14 protein-coding genes are annotated in these 18054 nt (G+C 56.3%); 8 read left to right on the forward strand and 6 right to left on the reverse strand.

The window, feature by feature from the left end; translation table 11 throughout:
* Positions 1–346 precede the first annotated feature (346 nt).
* The 8 genes from DSCA_RS04625 (at position 347) to DSCA_RS04660 (ending at position 10242) form a co-directional block, all read left to right on the forward strand.
* Positions 347–979, forward strand: a complete 633-nt coding sequence (locus DSCA_RS04625; RefSeq protein WP_155315315.1) for a TetR/AcrR family transcriptional regulator — start codon at positions 347–349, stop codon at positions 977–979.
* 222 nt (positions 980–1201) lie between these two features.
* Positions 1202–3235: an acetate--CoA ligase gene (gene acs / locus DSCA_RS04630; RefSeq protein ID WP_155315316.1), complete on the forward strand. Its 2034-nt coding sequence runs from the start codon at positions 1202–1204 to the stop codon at positions 3233–3235.
* 156 nt (positions 3236–3391) lie between these two features.
* On the forward strand, positions 3392–5194 hold the full coding sequence (locus tag DSCA_RS04635) for a sodium:solute symporter family protein (RefSeq protein WP_155315317.1): 1803 nt from the start codon (positions 3392–3394) through the stop codon (positions 5192–5194).
* Between the two features lie 261 nt (positions 5195–5455).
* A complete protein-coding gene (locus tag DSCA_RS04640) occupies positions 5456–5683 on the forward strand; it encodes a hypothetical protein (RefSeq protein ID WP_155315318.1) in 228 nt (75 codons plus the stop codon).
* Between the two features lie 193 nt (positions 5684–5876).
* Positions 5877–6245: a response regulator transcription factor gene (locus DSCA_RS04645; protein WP_155315319.1), complete on the forward strand. Its 369-nt coding sequence runs from the start codon at positions 5877–5879 to the stop codon at positions 6243–6245.
* The gene (locus DSCA_RS04650; protein WP_155315320.1) at positions 6242–8428 is read left to right on the forward strand and encodes a 3'-5' exonuclease; all 2187 of its coding nucleotides are present in this window, start codon (positions 6242–6244) and stop codon (positions 8426–8428) included. The genes DSCA_RS04645 and DSCA_RS04650 overlap by 4 nt, the downstream gene beginning before the upstream one ends.
* 36 nt (positions 8429–8464) lie before the next feature.
* Positions 8465–9565 (forward strand): SPL family radical SAM protein, encoded by a 1101-nt coding sequence (locus DSCA_RS04655; protein ID WP_231716376.1) that lies wholly within the window; start codon positions 8465–8467, stop codon positions 9563–9565.
* Positions 9562–10242, forward strand: a complete 681-nt coding sequence (locus tag DSCA_RS04660; RefSeq protein ID WP_155315322.1) for a thermonuclease family protein — start codon at positions 9562–9564, stop codon at positions 10240–10242. Before DSCA_RS04655 ends, DSCA_RS04660 begins: the two co-directional genes overlap by 4 nt.
* Before the next feature lie 154 nt (positions 10243–10396).
* Here the strand turns inward: DSCA_RS04660 and fusA are convergent, their stop codons facing one another.
* The 6 genes from fusA to xseA form a co-directional block, all read right to left on the reverse strand.
* Entirely contained in the window at positions 10397–12463 is a 2067-nt protein-coding gene (fusA, locus tag DSCA_RS04665; RefSeq protein WP_231716377.1) for an elongation factor G, read from the reverse strand.
* Between the two features lie 225 nt (positions 12464–12688).
* On the reverse strand, positions 12689–13459 hold the full coding sequence (locus tag DSCA_RS04670; protein ID WP_231716378.1) for a TlyA family RNA methyltransferase: 771 nt from the start codon (positions 13457–13459) through the stop codon (positions 12689–12691).
* An 18-nt stretch (positions 13460–13477) separates the two neighbouring features.
* Positions 13478–15406, reverse strand: coding sequence for a 1-deoxy-D-xylulose-5-phosphate synthase (dxs, locus tag DSCA_RS04675; RefSeq protein ID WP_155315325.1), 1929 nt, complete (start codon positions 15404–15406; stop codon positions 13478–13480).
* Positions 15407–15424: 18 nt separating this feature from the next.
* Positions 15425–16318, reverse strand: coding sequence for a polyprenyl synthetase family protein (locus tag DSCA_RS04680; RefSeq protein WP_155315326.1), 894 nt, complete (start codon positions 16316–16318; stop codon positions 15425–15427).
* An 11-nt stretch (positions 16319–16329) separates the two neighbouring features.
* Positions 16330–16566 carry an exodeoxyribonuclease VII small subunit gene (gene xseB / locus DSCA_RS04685; protein WP_155315327.1) on the reverse strand — a complete coding sequence of 79 codons (237 nt, stop codon included), beginning with the start codon at positions 16564–16566 and terminating at the stop codon, positions 16330–16332.
* A gap of 68 nt (positions 16567–16634) precedes the next feature.
* A complete protein-coding gene (gene xseA, locus DSCA_RS04690) occupies positions 16635–18002 on the reverse strand; it encodes an exodeoxyribonuclease VII large subunit (protein WP_155315328.1) in 1368 nt (455 codons plus the stop codon).
* Between the last annotated feature and the right edge of the window lie 52 nt (positions 18003–18054).

Below are 18054 nucleotides of genomic sequence, written 5' to 3' on the forward strand. Positions count from 1 at the left end.
GTTCAGTGCTCCCGGAAACGAAGTGGTGATCCGGCACGATGGCCGTTTGTCGTCTCTTCGCTTAATATACCCCCTTCCCGCGCATGCGCACGGCCTTTCCCGGTGCAGCCATCTTCTCTTCCCGCGGCAGGCCGTGGCCGGTCCGCATCATCGCCAAAGGTGAATAACCTACCGTTATAATATAATTTTATATCTGATTTGATGGACGTTCCCAAAGAACTGCACGGCGGTTAATAAAAACAGATAAAAAATATGGTTCTAAATTGATAAATTGAACAATTAATACTTGACAAATATCATGCAAGATATGTAACCTCGTATAAGAAATAAATGGAATTCATTAAATATGGGGATTAGAGAAAGAAAAGAAAGGGAACGGGAACGTCGCAGACAACAGATCATGGTTGCCGCCAAACGGGTGTTTACCGACAAAGGCTTCAGCAAGGCAACGATGGAAGACATCGCCAAAGAAGCGGAGTTGAGCCCCGGAACCCTTTATCTCTACTTCAAGAACAAGGATGAGCTCTACGCCTCCCTCTCCCTTCGAATCCTTCAATATCTCATGATCCGCCTGGAGCACGTCAATGCCGAACCGTTTACCGATGCGGCCCAGCGCCTCAACGCCCTGAAGGAGGCCATGTACGATGTCTACGAATTCGACCCGCTCATCCTTATCAACATGTTTCATATGCAATCCAGTGAAACGCTGAAAAATCTTTCTGCCGATCTCCTCAAACAGATTGAATCCCTTAGCCGGAATTCCCTGAAAGTCATGGCCAATATATTCGAAGACGGCATCCGCAGGAATATTTTTGTCGACAAGCATCCGACGGCCATTGCCGACATCCTCTGGTCACTTTTTTCAGGCATCGTGCTTTGGGAAACCAGCAAAAAAATCATCAATGGCCAGAAGGATTACTTAAAGGAAACCTTCGACACGGCCTTTGAAATTTTTTCCCGTGGAATTCTGCGTAATTAAACGGCGCACCAGCCTTTTGCTCAATCGATGACAACATTTAACGGAATCGTGAAAGGGGGGATCAAACCGGGGGAGGGAACTTCTTTCGAATGCCTTCAGCCGCACCAATCGATCACCACGCCTGGGGCGCAGGGGAAACTAGGTACCAGAAAGGCATTGAAAAGAAGCCGAGCAAAAAGCAATCCGACTGAAACTTCAACTTTAATTGGAGGAAAGTGACCCATGGCAGAAAAAGAAGTTGTCGAAACATCAGAGGCTCAAATTGCCGTACACTGGCAGGAAGAAGGATACTATTATCCGTCGACGGATTTTATCGCCCAGGCTAACATGTCGGACAAAGGCATCTACGATCGGTTCAGCCTGGACAATTTCCCCAACTGTTTCAAGGAATACGCCGATCTGCTGGATTGGTACGAATACTGGGATGAGATCCTGGATACCAGCGACGCGCCCTGCTTCAAATGGTTCAAGGGCGGCAAGATCAACGCCAGCTACAACTGTGTTGACCGTCACCTGAAAGATAACAAAAACAAGACCGCCATTCACTTCGTTCCCGAACCGCTTGAAGAAAAATACGAACACATCACCTACCAGGAACTCTATGTCCGCGTGAACGAATTCGCCGCCCTGCTCAGGGATTTTGCCGGATTGAAGCGCGGCGACCGCGTCACCCTGCATATGCCCATGGTCCCTGAACTGCCCATCACCATGCTGGCCTGCGCCCGGCTGGGCGTGATCCACTCCCAGGTGTTCGGCGGATTCAGCGGCACCGCCTGCGCCGACCGGATCGTCGACTCGGGCAGCAACGTCCTCATCACAATGGATGCCTACTACCGCAGCGGTACGCTCCTCGACCACAAGCAGAATGCCGATGTGGCAGTCGAACATGCCGCCAAGGACGGCCAGAAAGTGGACAAGGTGCTGGTCTGGCAGCGGTACGCCGGCAAGTACTCCGCTGATACACCGATGGTTGACGGGCGCGATTTCTTCGTCAATGACCTGCTCAAAAACTACTACGGCGCGCGGGTCGAACCGGAGCGCATGAACTCCGAGGATCCGCTCTTCCTCATGTACACCAGCGGGACCACCGGCAAACCCAAGGGCTGCCAGCACGGCACCGGCGGCTATCTCTCCTACGTCACCGGAACGTCCAAATACGTTCAGGATATCCATCCCGAAGACGTTTACTGGTGCATGGCCGACATCGGCTGGATCACCGGCCACTCCTATATCGTCTACGGTCCCCTGGCCAACTGCGCCTCGACGGTCATGTACGAAGGGGTGCCCACCTATCCGGATGCCGGACGCTCCTGGCGCATCGCCCAGGACCTGGATGTGAACATCTTCCACACGGCCCCCACGGCCATCCGCGCCCTGAGGAAAATCGGCCCGGACGAACCGGCCAAATACAACTACCATTTCAAGCACATGACCACCGTGGGCGAACCCATCGAGCCGGAAGTGTGGAAGTGGTACCACAAGGAAGTGGGCAAAGGTGAAGCCATCATCGTGGACACCTGGTGGCAGACGGAAACCGGCGGATTCCTGTGCAGCACCCTGCCGGCCATCACCCCCATGAAACCGGGCAGCGCCGGACCGGGCATGCCGGGAATCCATCCCATCATCTACGATGATGACGGCAATGTCGTTGCCCGGGGTGCCGGAAAAGCCGGCAACATCTGCATCCAGAACCCCTGGCCGGGCATGTTCATGACCATCTGGGGCGACCGGGAACGCTTCGTCGACACTTATTTCGCCCGCTACTGCAAGGATCCCAAAAGCACCGACTGGCGGGACTGGCCCTACCTGACCGGCGATGCCGCCGTTGAGGCCGAAGACGGCTACTTCCGGATCCTGGGCCGCATCGACGACGTCATCAACGTGTCCGGGCACCGCCTGGGAACCAAGGAGATCGAGTCGGCGGCCCTGGTCGTCCAGGAAGTCGCCGAAGCTGCCGTGGTGCCGGTCAATCACGAGATCAAGGGGAAAGAACCGGATCTGTACATAGCCCTCAAACCGGGCTTCGATGCCAGCGACGAAATGGCCAAGAAAATCTCCGACGCGATTTGCAACGAGATCGGAAAAATCGCCAAGCCGCGCAAGGTCTGGATCGTCAAGGACATGCCCAAAACCCGTTCCGGCAAAATCATGCGGCGCGTGCTGGGGGCCCTGTCCAACAACCGCGACGTGGGTGACGTCATGACCCTGGCCAACCCCGAAATCGTCGAAGAGATCAAGGAAATGGTCAAAAAATAACTTTCAAACCAAACGGTCCGGGTCGGAGGTCTCCTTCGCCCCGGACCGAAGGGGCCATGAAAGGAGGTGATGGGAGACCCTGAACGATCGGGGGAATCGATAACCTTTTTGGCGGCCGGTCAACTTCATTGACGAAAAGGCACAGGAGGAACTATTATGGGTGGAACCACGTGGGTTTATATCATGTTGGGTCTTTACATCATCTACTGTTTTTATTGGGGGCTTAAAGGGTATTTTACGGAAAAGACATCTTCCGGCTACGCCATCGCCGGACGGTCCATTCCCTTTTTCGCCTTCCTGCTGGCGGCAACGGCGGCGTCGTTTTCGGGATGGACCTTCATCGGCCATCCGGGCCTGATCTGGCGGGACGGCCTGGCCTATGCGTTTGCATCGTTTTACGTACTCACCATTCCCATCACCGGCACCTTCTTCTCCAAACGGACCTGGCTGATGGGCAAGCGCTACGGCTTCATCACGCCGGGCGACATGTACGCCTATTACTACAACTCTGAACCGCTGCGGTTCCTGGTCGTACTCACCGCGGTTCTCTACTCCATTTTTTACTCGGCCGTCCAGTTGATGGCCTCTGCGGCCCTGTTCAACGTCATCGCCGGGGTACCGGTGACCTTCGGTGCCATCTTCATGGCATTCATCGTCTGGTTCTATGTATGCACCGGCGGGTTGAAGGCCTCCACCTGGGTCGGCGTTATTCAGTTTGTACTGCTGGTGGGTGGTATCATCATCCTCGGCTTTTTCGTCATCACCGCACCGGAATTCGGCGGCTGGACCGGTTTCTCGAAAGCGGTGCATGCACTGGATGCCAAGCTTCTGGAAGTGCCCCGCGTGATCAACACGGTGGACTACCTGGGCGGCGCACCGGGTGAATCCGCATGGACGGCGGTCATGGTCCTGACGTACATGTTCGCACTGATGGGCATTCAAAGTTCGCCCGCTTTCACCATGTGGACCTTCGGCATCAAATCCCCCAAACCGCTGGCCTGGCAGCAAGCCTTCATGTCCACTTTCGTGGTCGGCTTTGCCCTGTTCTTTTTCACCGCATTCCAGGGAATGGGCGCCAAGGTGCTCGAACTGGCCGGAAACCCGGCCTTTGCCGACATCAACCAGGCGACGGTTGTACCCACACTGATGAAAAACTTTTTGCCCCCCTTCATGCTGGGCGTTGTTTTCATGGGTGCCATCGCGGCCATTCACTCCACGGCGGCCCCGTACATCGGCACCGGTGGATCCATCCTGCTGCGCGACGTTTACTGGCGCTACATCCGCAACCAGCAGGCCAGCCATGCGGAACAGATCTGGATGAACCGCGTGTTCGCCACCGTCCTCACCATCCTGGCACTGACCGTGGGCATGACATCCAAGGCGGCGCTGGTTATTCTCGGGGCGCTGGCCACGGCCTTCGGATTCGTCATGTACGTCCTGTTGCTGGGCGTGATCTGGGGCTTCAAGTTCCCGAGGGTTGGTGCCGTCCTGGGGGTACTGACCGGCATGATCGCCGTGTTCCTCACCTACAAAATCTGGCCCAACCCCCTTTCCATGCACTGCGCCTTCTGGGGTACCGCCAGTGGGCTCGTGGTTGCGTATCTCTGCAAAGGCTTCGGTATCAAGGATGACGAAGAAACGGCCAAGCGCCAGGCAGAAGTGCGCACCTTCCTCGACGATATCGATGAGCCCAGTGCATCGGGCAAGCAGTGGCGCAGCGTCATGAAGATTGCCACGCCCATCTGGTATTTCTTCGCCATCGGCCCCGCCTGCATCCTGGGCAACAAAGCCTTCTCCTTTGCCGGTTTTACACCATTGTGGTCCTGGCAGATCGCCTGGTGGATCCTGGGTATCGTGATGATGTGGGCCCTTTGCTTCAAGGCGGAAATGGCCACCACCAACGAGGTCCAGATCGAACGGGCTGAAAAGGAAACCAACATCGTCGTTAAAGAAGCCTGATGAGATCTTAATTCGAAAAGGAGGCATCAACCATGAAAAGAGAAGATCTGTGGATGATTATACTGGTCGCATTCTCCATCCTGTGGACGGCATCCTTCGGATGGGGACTGTTCGGATAGGCACAGGCAGCGGGTGACAGGTCCGGGCACCGGATGACGGTGCCCGGACACCCGGAATTGACCGGCGGCACAAGGGGGTCCGCCTCCTTGCGCCGCCATTGAAAAGCCGAAGCTTCACCTCAAAAGGACAAAGGACGGCACCATGTCACTAAAACCCAAACAGGTTACCTGCCAGTGCGGCCACACCTTCACTTCAAGCCGTGACCGCGCCTGGTGTGAGCACTGTGCCAGCGCGGTTTATTACCATGCGAAGGACAAAAACAAACACAAGCTGAACCACATTTACGTAACCGGCGTTATTGTCGCTGTCATCTCCTTTTTAACCTACGTTTTTATGGAACTCATCGCATCACCGCTGCTGTCATTGTAACGTGTCGGATTGACGGCGATGCGTTGCGGTATGGTCGGCAGCTTCGTGACCTGGCGGTCTATTTCTGCCGCGGTACCGCAACGGCCGCAATCACCTTCTGCATTCAAACATCCATCGGATGCTCCGTTCGGAGAATAACCGTCGCAAACCATTGTGTTCTTGAAATCCTGTCAAATCGTGGATATGGATTACTATGGCCAACAAAATTCTCATTGTCGATGACGAGCCGAGTATCACCGTTCCGTTGAAGTTCCTGATGGAACAGAATCAGTTCGAGGTCATGGTCGTCCACAGCGGTGAAGATGCACTGGCCGTGATTGACGAGTTCGAACCCGATCTGGTTTTACTGGATGTCATGCTGCCTGCCGTTGACGGTTTTCAGGTCTGCCAGAACGTGAAAGCGGACCCCCGCCGAAAAACCATCAAAGTGGTATTTCTTTCCGCCATGACGCGTGATCTGGATATCGCCAAGGGCAATACGCTGGGGGCGGACGCCTACATCACCAAACCTTTTTCCAATGCCGACGTGGTCAGGCAGGTCAAAGACCTTCTTTCCGGATGAGACTGAACAATAAATTCTGGCTGTTCGCGATTGTCTGCATGGCGTTCACCACCGCGATTGCACTGACCCTGGCGGTGCTTTTCTGGCGGCAGCTCAACCCGTCGGAGCAGGTCTTGCTGATACGCCTTTTCAAAGAGCAATTCTGGTACTTCTTCAGCACCGGTGTATTCCTGTTCGCGGCATTCGGGTTTACCCTGGACTGGTTTTTCCGTTTCTACATCATTCCCCTGAATCAGCTCATCGAAGAAACCCGGGTAATGAGCACCGTCAACCCCGCCCATCGCCTGAAAATTGACGGCAGCCGCGAGGTGACGGCCATTGCCGAGCTGATCAACGCCTATGGGGACCGGCATGAAGCCGCCAGGCACCTGGTTGACCAGACCGTGGAATCGGCAAAGGCAAAAACCGAAGCGGAAAAAAACATTCTGGCGACGATCATGTCCGAGCTGACCCAGGGCGTGCTGATATGTGACACGGTCGGTCGCATCTTGTTGTACAACCGCCAGGCACAGCGGGTGCTGAACAAAGTTCAACGGCCGGACGTCCCGGACCGGGACGATGACGCGGCCGGCGAGGTGCCCGATGGCTTCATCGGCTTGCACCGAAGCATCTATTCGCTGATTGACAGAAACCTGATCCAGTTTGCGCTCAAAGATATTCAACGCAAACTGGATCAGGATAAAGCAAACAAATCATCACACTTTGTCGTGGTGACCCGGAACCGGCGGCAACTCCGTGTGGAAACCCTCCCCATCATGGACGAGGATAAACGTTTTGCCGGTTTCGTTCTCATATTTTCAGACATCACCCATCAATTGGAGAATGCCGGCCGGCTGAACCAGCACTTGAAGAACATGGCCAAATCCCTTCGTTCTTCCATTGCCGCCATCCACTCCACCGTTGATCTGATGATTCGATTCCCCGATATGGCGGCCGACGAAAAAAAAGCGTTCCTCGGCATCATCTCCGATGAAACCCAGTCATTGAGCCGTCTGCTGAGAACGGAACTGACGGGGACCAGCAACTATGCCAAATCCCGCTGGCCCCTTTCTCCGATCCTGGCCACCGATTTCATTTCCACCCTCAAGGACGAGGCGCTGGCCATTGCCGATCTCACGGTCGAGGTGGCTGAATGCGATGCACGGTGCATGATCCGGGTGGACCATTTTTCCCTGGTTCTGGCCATGGAATTCGTCCTCGAATGCCTGAAAAAAGAATGCCAGGCAGATTGTGATCGTATTCGGTTGACCGCACCGGGGAATCTGGTACAGGTAGATTTGATCTGGCAGGGGAAGCCGGTAAAGATTGAAACCCTGCGCCAGTGGAATGAATGTCCGCTGGCCGGATCACAGGGCGGGTATCCGCTGACCTTGAAGGAGGTGCTGGAACATCATCATGCAGAAATCTGGCCGCATACGGAAGATCCTTCCGGAACGGAAACCTGCCTCCGGCTGTTTATCCCCATGGTGCATTCGGAAGGGGCCCCGGAAGATATCCGCAAAGTCACCCTGCTGCCCAAAGGCCGTCCGGAATTTTACGATTTTGACCTGTTCAACCAGGCCGGTCAAACCCCGGAAATGGAAAACCGGATGCTCGGTGAACTGACCTATACCGTGTTCGACACGGAAACCACGGGACTGGATCCGCGGGGTGGCGATGAAATCATCTCCATCGGCGCCATCCGCCTGGTCAACGGCCGGTTGCTGCATACGGAAACCATCAATCAGCTGGTCGATCCCCGCCGGGCGGTTCCCGCCGAATCCTTCAAATATCACGGTATCGATGACGCGATGCTCGCTGGAAAACCGCCAATCGAAAAAGCACTCTCTTTTTTGCACCGATTTGCCCAGAATACCGTCCTGGTGGCTCACAATGCCGCCTTTGACATGCGAATGCTGCAGATGAAGGAAAAAACGACCGGAATTCGATTTGAAAACCCGGTACTCGACACCATGCATCTGTCGGCGTTCCTCCACGCCTCGCACAATGATCATACCCTGGATACCATTGCCGGGCGGCTTGGCGTGGCCCTGACCCAGCGGCACGATGCCCTTGGAGATGCCATCGCCACCGGCGAGGTGTTCCTCAAAATGATCCCCCTCCTCAACGAAAAAGGGATTTATACACTTAAAGACGCCCTGACCGCCTCGCAACGGACCTACTATGCCAGACTCAAATATTAATCGATCAATTTCTAAAAAATGGTGAGAAAAACCGCCGTGATACTGAAAAAACTGTTTGTCGACGCCCATATCGCCTCGCATCCCGACACCCGACGGATGTGCCGGCGGATCGGCCTGCCCGCCGAACCTGTCGAGGACCCGGTTTCGCTGTATCAATGGATCAACAGCGCAGCCGATCCGGTCGCCCGGGGCAAGCAGGTGCTCTTCCTGACCCGCAACAAAGGCGGCTTTTTGAAACCCTGTCCGGGTACCCGTGAATACACCTGCTGCGACTACCAGATCCTCCACGTGGCCTCCTTTTGCACCATGGACTGCTCCTATTGCATTCTACAGAGCTATTTCCATCCGCCGCTGCTTCAGTTTTTCGTAAACCGTGAAGATCTGGACAGGGAACTGACCGATCTTTTCGCCCAGAAAAAGACGGTCAGCCGCGTGGGAACCGGGGAGTTTACCGACAGCCTCATATGGGAGCCCTGGACGGACCTGACCGATTACCTGGTCTCCCGTTTTGCCGCCCAGGACAAGGCGGTGCTTGAACTGAAAACCAAGACGGTCAACATTGAAGGTCTCGAGGGACTGCATCACCGCCGAAAAACCATTTTGTCCTGGTCCTTGAACACACCGGCCGTCATGAAAGTTGAAGAACGACGCACCGCCTCGCTGGAGGCACGCCTGAACGCAGCGGAACAATGCCAGAAATGGGGATATCCCCTGGCCTTTCATTTCGACCCGATGGTGATCTACAAAAATTGTGAGGACGATTACCGCCAGGTGGTCAAACAATTGTTCGCGCGCATCCGTGCTGAAAATATTGTCTGGATCAGCCTGGGAACCTTTCGCTTCATGCCAACGCTCAAACCGATGATTGCCCGGCGGTTTCCGGCGTCCAAAATTGTCTATGGTGAATTCATAACCGGTCTGGACAATAAAATGCGCTACTTCAAACCGCTTCGCATCGCCCTGTACCAGCAGATGGCGTCCTGGATTCGGGATGCGGCACCGGAAGTCACCCTCTATTTCTGCATGGAAGACCGGGACGTGTGGGAAAAAACAATGGGATTCGTGCCGCCACCGGACGGTGGCCTGGGGCGAATGCTCGACCGAAGCGCCGTTAACGTCTGTGATCTGACCCCATGAACGACCGGACCGGCCCGTTAAAAAAGGCCATCCCATACGGCGTTTGCCTGATCGTGCTGACGCTTGCCGTCCCGGTTGCCTTTTGTGAAACGGCCACCTGGGTCACTGTCCGGTGGGTGGCCGACGGGGATACCATCATTTTGCAGGACGGCCGCCATGTCCGCTACATCGGCATCGACACGCCCGAAACCGACCATGGCCACCAAGGGGCCGAACCCATGGGGGGCGAAGCCCGTTGCCTGAATCGCCGGCTGGTCCAGGGACACCAGCTCCGGCTGGTTTACGACCGTGACAAAAAGGATCGTTACGGCAGGACCCTGGCTTATGTGTATCGACGTGACGGTCGGTTCGTGAATGCCGAACTGCTGAAACGCGGATTGGCCCACGTTCTGGTCCGTTCACCGAATACCGCTAAAATGAAAGCGCTGATCGATGCCCAGCGCACGGCCATGGAAGAGGGCAGGGGAATATGGCGTTTTCTGGATAGAAGTGAGACCCCGCCCCGCCCCTGTCCGGCGAACCGGCGTTCCATGCGATTCCACGCCCCTGAGTGTCCCATGGGTAAAAAAATTTCGCCAAAAAACCGGGTATGGTTTTCCAGCCCATGGGAGGCATTCTGGTCCGGCTTCGCACCGGCGAAGGAATGCATCCCATTCCCGCCGCCGCAAGGCCCCTGAACGGCATAATCGGTCAACGGAAAAGGACGGGGGCAGCGCCGGGCCCACCCGGGCCCAAATCCTGACGTACCGGCATGCCAACCAGAAAGGGGGAGGGCCGCAGCCCTCCCCCTGTAAACAAAAATGTCTGTTTTTAAATTTTTGACGAAGCCGGCTACTCTTCCTGCTCGGCCTTGATCTGTTCGATCACTTTGTTGGCGATCTGGGCCGGCACCTCGTCGTACCGCAGGAACTCCATGGCGTACATACCGCGGCCGCCGGTCATGGACCGCAGGTCCGGTGCATAGGTCTGGAATTCGGCCAGCGGCACTTCCGCATTGATGACCTGGTTTTTCCCGGCGGAATCCATGCCGAGAACCCGTCCGCGCCGGCTGTTCATGTCACCCATAATGTCGCCCATGTATTCGTCCGGGGTGGTCACGGTAACCTTCATGATCGGTTCCAGCAGAACCGGTTTGGCCTCTTCGCAGGCTTTCTTGTAGGCCAGGGAACCGGCGACCTTGAAGGCCATTTCAGAGGAATCCACGGCGTGATAGCTGCCGAAATCCACGGTGGCGCGAAAATCCACGCAGGGGGCGCCGATGAGCGGCCCTTTCTGGCAGGCCTCCACGATGCCCTTTTCAACGGCCGGAATGTAGTTTTTGGGGATCACCCCGCCGACGATCGCATCCACGAATTCAAATCCGGAACCGCGGGGGAGGGGCTCCATGACAATCCAGCAGTCGCCGTACTGGCCGTGCCCCCCGGATTGTTTTTTATGTTTGCCCTGGACGCGGACCTTTTTCTTGATGGTTTCCCGGTAAGGAATTTTGGGCGTTTTCAGCAGGACGTCGACATTGAACTTCCGTTTGAGCTTTTCAATGGTGCTCTCGATGTGAACCTGGCCCAGCCCGGAAAGCAGGATCTCCTTGGTTTCCGCGTTTCGCTCCAGCTTCAGGGCGGTGTCCTCTTCCAGAAGCTTGGTCAGGGAAATGTATATTTTGTCCTCATCGCCGGTGGCCTTGGATTCCAGGGCAAAGGAGATCAGGGTCGGCATGGGGTCGGCGCAGGTATATCGGATCTTGTTGCCGTCGTCGCACAGCGTGTCACCGGTTTTGGTCTCCTTGAGCTTGGCCACGGCCACAATGGATCCGGGTCCGGCTTCCGTCGCCGGCTTCTGTTCTTTGCCGGCAATGGTGAGCAGCTGATTGAACCGCTCCTTGTTTTCCTTGGTCGAATTGTAAAAATTGCCGTCGCTGCCCAGCTTTCCGGAAACCACCTTGAAAATGGTCAGCCGGCCGGCATAGGGATCGGCCACGGTCTTGATCACAAATGCGGAAAAAGGCGCATCCGGATCCGCGGCCCGTTCGGTAGCCTCGTCGTTGGCCGGGTTCACCCCTTGTCTGGGTGGGCTTTCCAGGGGTGAGGGCAGACAGGTGACCATGAAATCCATGAGCAGGTCGATGCCGATGTTACCGGTGGCTGAGCCACAAAGCACGGGGGCGAAGGTGCGGGACAGGATCCCTTCCTTCAATGTGTCCCGGAGTTCCTGGTTGGTAATGGTCTCCCCTTCCAGGTAGCGTTCGATGAGTGCGTCGTCAGCCTCGGCCACATTTTCGATCAGGGTTTCCCGCTCGGTTTCCACCATGTCCTGCATGTCGGCCGGGATGTCAATCTGGGTGGCGTTGCCGCTGTCGTCGTAGCGGTATGCTTTCATCCCGACCAGGTCCACGATGCCGTTAAAATCCGCTTCGGTACCGATGGGAAGCTGAAGAATAATCGGCTTGGGCGACAGACACTGGACCGCATCCTCGACGGTGCGGCTGAAATCGGCACGCTCACGGTCCAGTTTGTTGATGAAAATGGCACAGGGCAGTCCGTATTCGGATGCGAAATCATTAACCTGCTCGGTCTGCACCTTGACGCCGTCAACGGCATCCACAAGAATGAGGGCGGTATCGGCCGCCTGCATGCACAGCTTGGCGTCCGAGATGAAGTTCTGGTCGCCGGGCGTGTCGATCAGACTGATGGTGTGTTTTTTCCAGGGCAGTTGAAAAAAGCCGCTGGAAAGACTGGCCTGCCGCTTGAGTTCTTCCGGTTCGAAATCCATCACTGTGTTGCCGTCTTCCACGCGTCCGACGCGGGTGGTCATGCCGGCCTTGTTTATCATGATTTCAGCAAGGGAGGTTTTCCCCGACCCCCCATGGGCAACCAGGGCAACATTTCTTAAGGTTTCATTCATTTGGCCCACTCAAGCTCCTCTCTCCATTGAATTTTCTGCACGGTCGGCAGATTTTGGTTTAAGCCAGCAATATTAGATCGGAGGCCGGAAAAAATCAAGTTCAAAAACCTGATTACCGGCCATGGGAATAAAATAAATTCCAGCAAATTGCGCCGGATCGGGGGCAGACGAAGGGGTTGCCGTGGAAAGCGGAATTCTCTCCGATATGCCCGGCAGGCGGGTTGTCTATTTTTCGTCCCTGTCCCCGGTGGATGGGTCACCCGATGGTTGCAGCAGGATGATGAACTCCCGGTTTCCCTTGGGACCCAGGACAGGGGAGGGGATTACCGGTCCGCAGACCATGGCCTGGCGGGAAAAGAAACGTCGCAGGTCGTCGATGATTTCAGCATGAAGGGCCGGGTCTCTGACCACGCCCCCCTTGCCGACCCGGCCTTTGCCGGCTTCGAACTGGGGTTTGATCAGGGCAAGGATGCGTCCGCCGGGCTTCAGAAACCGCACGATGGCCGGGACGACGATCTTGAGCGAAATAAACGAGGTGTCGATGGTGACCAGATCAACGGGCTCGGTGATGGTTTCCGGATTTATCTTACGGATGTTGGTCCGTTCGATGACGATCACCCGGTCATCCTGCCTCAGCGGCCAGGCCAGCTGGCCATATCCCACATCCACGGCAAATACTTTGGCGGCACCATGCTGCAGCAGGCAATCGGTAAAACCGCCGGTCGATGCGCCCACGTCGAGGCAGACCATTGCGGTGCAGTCGATATGATTGGCCGTCAAGGCCGCTTCGAGCTTCAATCCTCCGCGGCTCACGTAAGGCATGTCGTCGCCCTTCAGCGTGACCCCGGCGTCCTCGGAAAACCGGGAGCCGGGCTTGTCACAGGGCAGGTGGTTCACCAGGACCCGGCCGGCCATGATCAGGGCTTTGGCACGTTCCCGGCTCTGGCAGAGCCCCTTTTCAACGAGCAGCGCATCGATGCGTTTTTTAATGGCCATCGATTCTTCCCCCGCCATTCAGCCGACGCTGGCCCCCTTGAATTCCAGGCCCGGTGAATCTTTCATCTCGAGGGCGGCGTTGATAATGGCCGATGCATCCACCTGGTATTTACCGCGCAGCAGATCCTGGGGCCCGTGCTCGACAAATTGATCATTTATCCCCAGGCGTCTGACGGCGACGTCCTTGATGCCGGCGTCGTTGAGCAATTCGAGAATCGCGCTGCCGAAACCACCCTGAACCGTATTTTCTTCAACAGTGAGGACATACCGATGGCGGCGTGCCTGGGCGCCAATCAGTTCACGGTCCAGCGGTTTGATGAACCGGGCATTGACCACGGTGGCCTGAACATGGTGGTTTTCCGCCAGGAGGGCCGCGGCGCACACCGCTTCGCTCACCATGCTGCCCACGGCCAGGATCAACAGGTCGTCGCCATGGCTCAAGATTTCAGCCCGGCCGATGGGAATGGGGCTGAAGGCGTCGTCCAGTTCCGCCCCGGTCCCCCGTCCCCGTGGGTAGCGCAGGGCAATCGGGCCGTCGTGGGCCACGGCGGTGGCCAGCATGTGGCGCAGCTCATTTTCGTCTTTGGGGGCCATGACCACCATGTTGGGAATGGTTCGCAAAAACGAGATGTCAAACAACCCGTGATGGGTGGGGCCGTCTTCGCCGACGATCCCCCCCCGGTCAAGGGCGAAAACCACCGGCAGGTTTTCGATGCAGACGTCATGGATGATCTGATCGTAGGCGCGCTGCAAAAACGTGGAATAAATGGCCACCACCGGACGGAACCCCTCGCTGGCCATTCCGGCGGCGAAAGTGACACCGTGCTGTTCGGCAATACCGACATCGAAAAAACGGTCCGGGTAGGCCTTGGAAAAGGGCACCAGTCCGGTTCCTTCGGGCATGGCGGCGGTAACGGCGATGACCTTTTCGTTCTCTTTGGCCAGGTCAACCATCGTTTTCCCGAAAATATCGGTGTAGCTGGGAACGGTTGAGGATGATTTCCGGCAGATCCCCGTATCCACGTCAAAAGATCCCACGCCGTGAAAATAAACGGGATTCTGCTCCGCCTTTCGGTATCCCTTGCCTTTTTTGGTAATCACGTGAAGGAGGACGGGTTCATCCATTTTTTTGATATTATTGAGAATGTCAATCAAGTGGTCCAGGTTGTGCCCGTCGATGGGGCCGAAATACTCGAAATTGAAGGCCTCAAACAGCATTCCCGGCGTCACGAAGGTTTTAAAGGACTCTTCACTTCGTTTGGCCAGCTGGTACATGTTCTCGCCGATTCGGGGCAGGGATTTAAGGAATTCGCCGAACTCCTTGCGCATCACCTGGAGCCTGGAGGCGGAAAATGTCCGGCTGAGCAGGGAAGAAAGGGCGCCCACATTTTGTGAAATGGACATTTCATTGTCGTTCAGGATGACAATCAGGTCTTTGTCCTTGTGCGTGTCTCCCGTCTGGTTCAGCCCCTCGTAAGCCAGGCCTGCAGTCAGCGACCCGTCCCCGATCACCGCCACCACTTTGGACGTGTCTTTTTTCAGCCGTTTCGCACAGGCAATACCCAGACCGGCCGAAATGGATGTGCTGCTGTGCCCGGTGGTAAAGGCATCGTAAGGGCTTTCACTGCGCTTGGTAAAACCGGAAAGGCCGCCGTGGCGCCGCAGCGTGGGGAACCGGTCGCGCCGGCCGGTAAGCAGTTTATGGGCGTAGGTCTGATGGCCCACGTCCCACAGGATTTTATCCGTCGGCGTGTCGAACACATAGTGCAGGGCGATACCCAGTTCAACGGCACCCAGGCTGGACGCCAGATGCCCGCCGGAGGTGGATACGACATCGACGATGGTTTTTCGGATTTCTTTCGCCAGATCAGGCAGTTCTGATCGGCCCAATCTTTTCAGATCAGCGGGCGAGTCTATTTTTTTCAGCAGTTTTGAGGATGGGTGCAAGGTTCCGGCTCCCTGAATTTATCGGTTCCGTTCAATGACATAATGCGCGATGGCGCGAAGGGAATCCGCTTTGTTATCAAAAGTGTCCAGCGCCTTCAAGGCATTGTCGACCAGTTGCGCGGCCAGCGTCCGGGCGCCGTCAAGCCCCATCAGCGACGGGTAGGTGTTTTTCCCCCGGATCCGGTCGGTGCCGACAGCCTTGCCCAGGCGCTGCGGATCTCCGGTCACGTTGAGAAGATCATCGGCGACCTGAAAGGCCAGGCCGATATTTTGTGCATAAACGTGCAGGGCGTTCTGATGGCGACTGGAGGCGCCGCCCACCAGCGCGCCGACCCCCACTGCGGCTTCGATCAACCGTCCGGTTTTGAGGCGGTGAAGGCGTTCCAGTTCAGGTTCGGAAACCAGGGTGCCCTCAAAGGCCATATCCTGCATCTGCCCTTCAATCATGCCTCTGAAACCGACTGCCGAAGCGACACGGGCAATGGCCGTCATCCATTTGAGCCCTTCGTGCGGGGTGCGTTGGCCGCCCGTGGTCGCCAGAATTTCGAAAGCCAGGGTCAGCAGGGCATCGCCTGCCAGAATCGCCGTCGCTTCATCGAACCGGACGTGGCAGGTGGGTTTGCCGCGTCTTTTTTCATCGTCGTCCATTGCCGGCAGGTCGTCATGGATCAGCGAATAGGTGTGGATCAGCTCCAGGGCGCAGGCAAGCGGAAGGACGGACGACCGGCTGCCGCCGACGGTTTCGGCCGCCGCCACGCACAATACGGGCCGAAGCCGCTTTCCGCCGGCCATTACGGAGTAGGCCATGGCCTGTGAAATTCGCGTGGGGGGCGATAGGTCGACCAGAAAACGGCGCAGCCTTTCATCCACCTCCTGACGAACCGCCTCCAGATAGGATTTCAGATCGAACATAGGGCCGACACCTAATCCCGGGGGGCAAACGGTTGTTCTTCGGGCTGGCCCGAATCGTCAGCCATCAGCACCGTTACCCGCTTTTCGGCTTCATCCAGCGTCTCCGCGCAATACCGGGACAGCTTGATACCGGCTTCGAATTTTTCAAGGGCTTTTTCCAATGGCAGGTCCCCGGATTCGAGCGCCTTGACGATTTTTTCCAGGTCTTTGATCGATTTTTCGAAACTCGGTTTTGCCTTGGGTGACATGGGAATCCGTTTATCCTTTGTAGGGTGTTGATATTTTCCGAAGCGGCCGGATGGGGCGCCGTCTCTTATCAGTGGCCATCGGCCGCTCTGCCTTTTACGTCGACCGTCAGTCGACCCTGGCCGAGCATGATTTCGAGGCGCTGGTCCATTTTTACCTGCCTGGCACTGCGAACGATGGATTGACCGGGCAGCGTTCGGGTGATGCTGTAACCGCGCTGCAGTATGGCCATGGGGTTGAGCGCTTCGAGCATGGCTGCATTTCCTTCCGTCGCTGCCCGCCCGTCCCGAATGATCTGAATCATCCGGGCGCACATGGATACCCGGCACTGGCGGACCCGATCTTTCATCGTGGCCGCCGTTTTTCCCGGCGACAGGTTGATCAGCATATGGTGGCCGAAAGCGGCATGATCCCGTTTGCGCGCCAAAATGTCCGTGACCGTTGCCACAAGACGCATGGAATAGTCATCCAGCCGCAAGCGCATATCCTGCAGACGGCGCTGGGGATGCACGATCCGGTTCGTAAATTCTAGAACCAGTTTCTCTAATAATTCCAATTTAAAACTGATCGTTTTATAAAGTTTTTGATTAATTTCATCGAGCCCTTTTTTAAGCTTTTCTTTTGATGGCACAATGATTTCTGCAGCTGCGGACGGCGTCGGCGCCCGAAGATCGGCGACAAAATCGGCGATGGTAAAATCGGTTTCGTGACCGACGGCCGAAACGACCGGGATGCGGGAGGAAAATATGGCGCGGGCGACGCGCTCGTCGTTAAATGCGCACAGGTCTTCAATGGAACCGCCGCCACGGGCCAGAACGATGACATCCGTCTTCCCGATGGTATTGACAAGGTCAAGGGCACGAACGATCTCCTCGGGTGAACGCTCACCCTGAACGCTGGCCGGAACCACTTCCAGGGCCATATTGGGAAAACGTCTTTGTGCCACATTGATGAAATCCCGAACGGCGGCGCCGGTCGGCGATGTCACGATGGATATTTTTTTGGGCACCAGCGGCAGCGCCTGTTTATGCCCTTCGTCGAACAGCCCCTCATCCGACAGCTGTTGTTTCAATTTTTCAAAAGCGATCTGAAGGCCGCCGATGCCCTTGGGCTCCAGGTATTCCAGGATGACCTGGTAGGCCCCCCGGGGTTCGTAGACGCTGATGCGTCCCAGGCCGATGACGGACAAACCGTCTTCGGGCTTGAACTTGAGAGCGCGGGCCTGTGTACGAAACATCACGGCGCCGATCTGCGAGCGTGCGTCCTTCAAGGTGAAGTAACAATGCCCTGAAGAAGGGGTTCTGAAATTTGATATTTCTCCTGTTATCCATATGAAAGGAAACGAACCTTCAAGTAATTTCTTGATTTTTTGATTCAGCTCGGTGACTTCGTAGACATGTCGCTGGGAATTCGTGGGCGCTGGACTGATTGGCGTCATAGGGGCATTCTGAAGTTGAGGTCTGAGATTGCGTTGGAAAGGACAGTCGCTT

The sequence above is a fragment of the Desulfosarcina alkanivorans genome (genome assembly GCF_009688945.1).
GTDB lineage: Bacteria > Desulfobacterota > Desulfobacteria > Desulfobacterales > Desulfosarcinaceae > Desulfosarcina > Desulfosarcina alkanivorans.

Excerpts from the sequence above, each read along its gene's own strand:
- DSCA_RS04625 (WP_155315315.1), top strand. The coding sequence starts at position 347 with ATGGGGATTAGAGAAAGAAAAGAAAGGGAACGGGAACGTCGCAGACAA.
- acs (WP_155315316.1), top strand. The coding sequence starts at position 1,202 with ATGGCAGAAAAAGAAGTTGTCGAAACATCAGAGGCTCAAATTGCCGTA.
- DSCA_RS04635 (WP_155315317.1), top strand. The coding sequence starts at position 3,392 with ATGGGTGGAACCACGTGGGTTTATATCATGTTGGGTCTTTACATCATC.
- DSCA_RS04640 (WP_155315318.1), top strand. The coding sequence starts at position 5,456 with ATGTCACTAAAACCCAAACAGGTTACCTGCCAGTGCGGCCACACCTTC.
- DSCA_RS04645 (WP_155315319.1), top strand. The coding sequence starts at position 5,877 with ATGGCCAACAAAATTCTCATTGTCGATGACGAGCCGAGTATCACCGTT.
- DSCA_RS04650 (WP_155315320.1), top strand. The coding sequence starts at position 6,242 with ATGAGACTGAACAATAAATTCTGGCTGTTCGCGATTGTCTGCATGGCG.
- DSCA_RS04660 (WP_155315322.1), top strand. The coding sequence starts at position 9,562 with ATGAACGACCGGACCGGCCCGTTAAAAAAGGCCATCCCATACGGCGTT.
- fusA (WP_231716377.1), bottom strand. The coding sequence starts at position 12,463 with ATGAATGAAACCTTAAGAAATGTTGCCCTGGTTGCCCATGGGGGGTCG.
- DSCA_RS04670 (WP_231716378.1), bottom strand. The coding sequence starts at position 13,459 with ATGGCCATTAAAAAACGCATCGATGCGCTGCTCGTTGAAAAGGGGCTC.
- DSCA_RS04680 (WP_155315326.1), bottom strand. The coding sequence starts at position 16,318 with ATGTTCGATCTGAAATCCTATCTGGAGGCGGTTCGTCAGGAGGTGGAT.
- xseB (WP_155315327.1), bottom strand. The coding sequence starts at position 16,566 with ATGTCACCCAAGGCAAAACCGAGTTTCGAAAAATCGATCAAAGACCTG.
- xseA (WP_155315328.1), bottom strand. The coding sequence starts at position 18,002 with ATGACGCCAATCAGTCCAGCGCCCACGAATTCCCAGCGACATGTCTAC.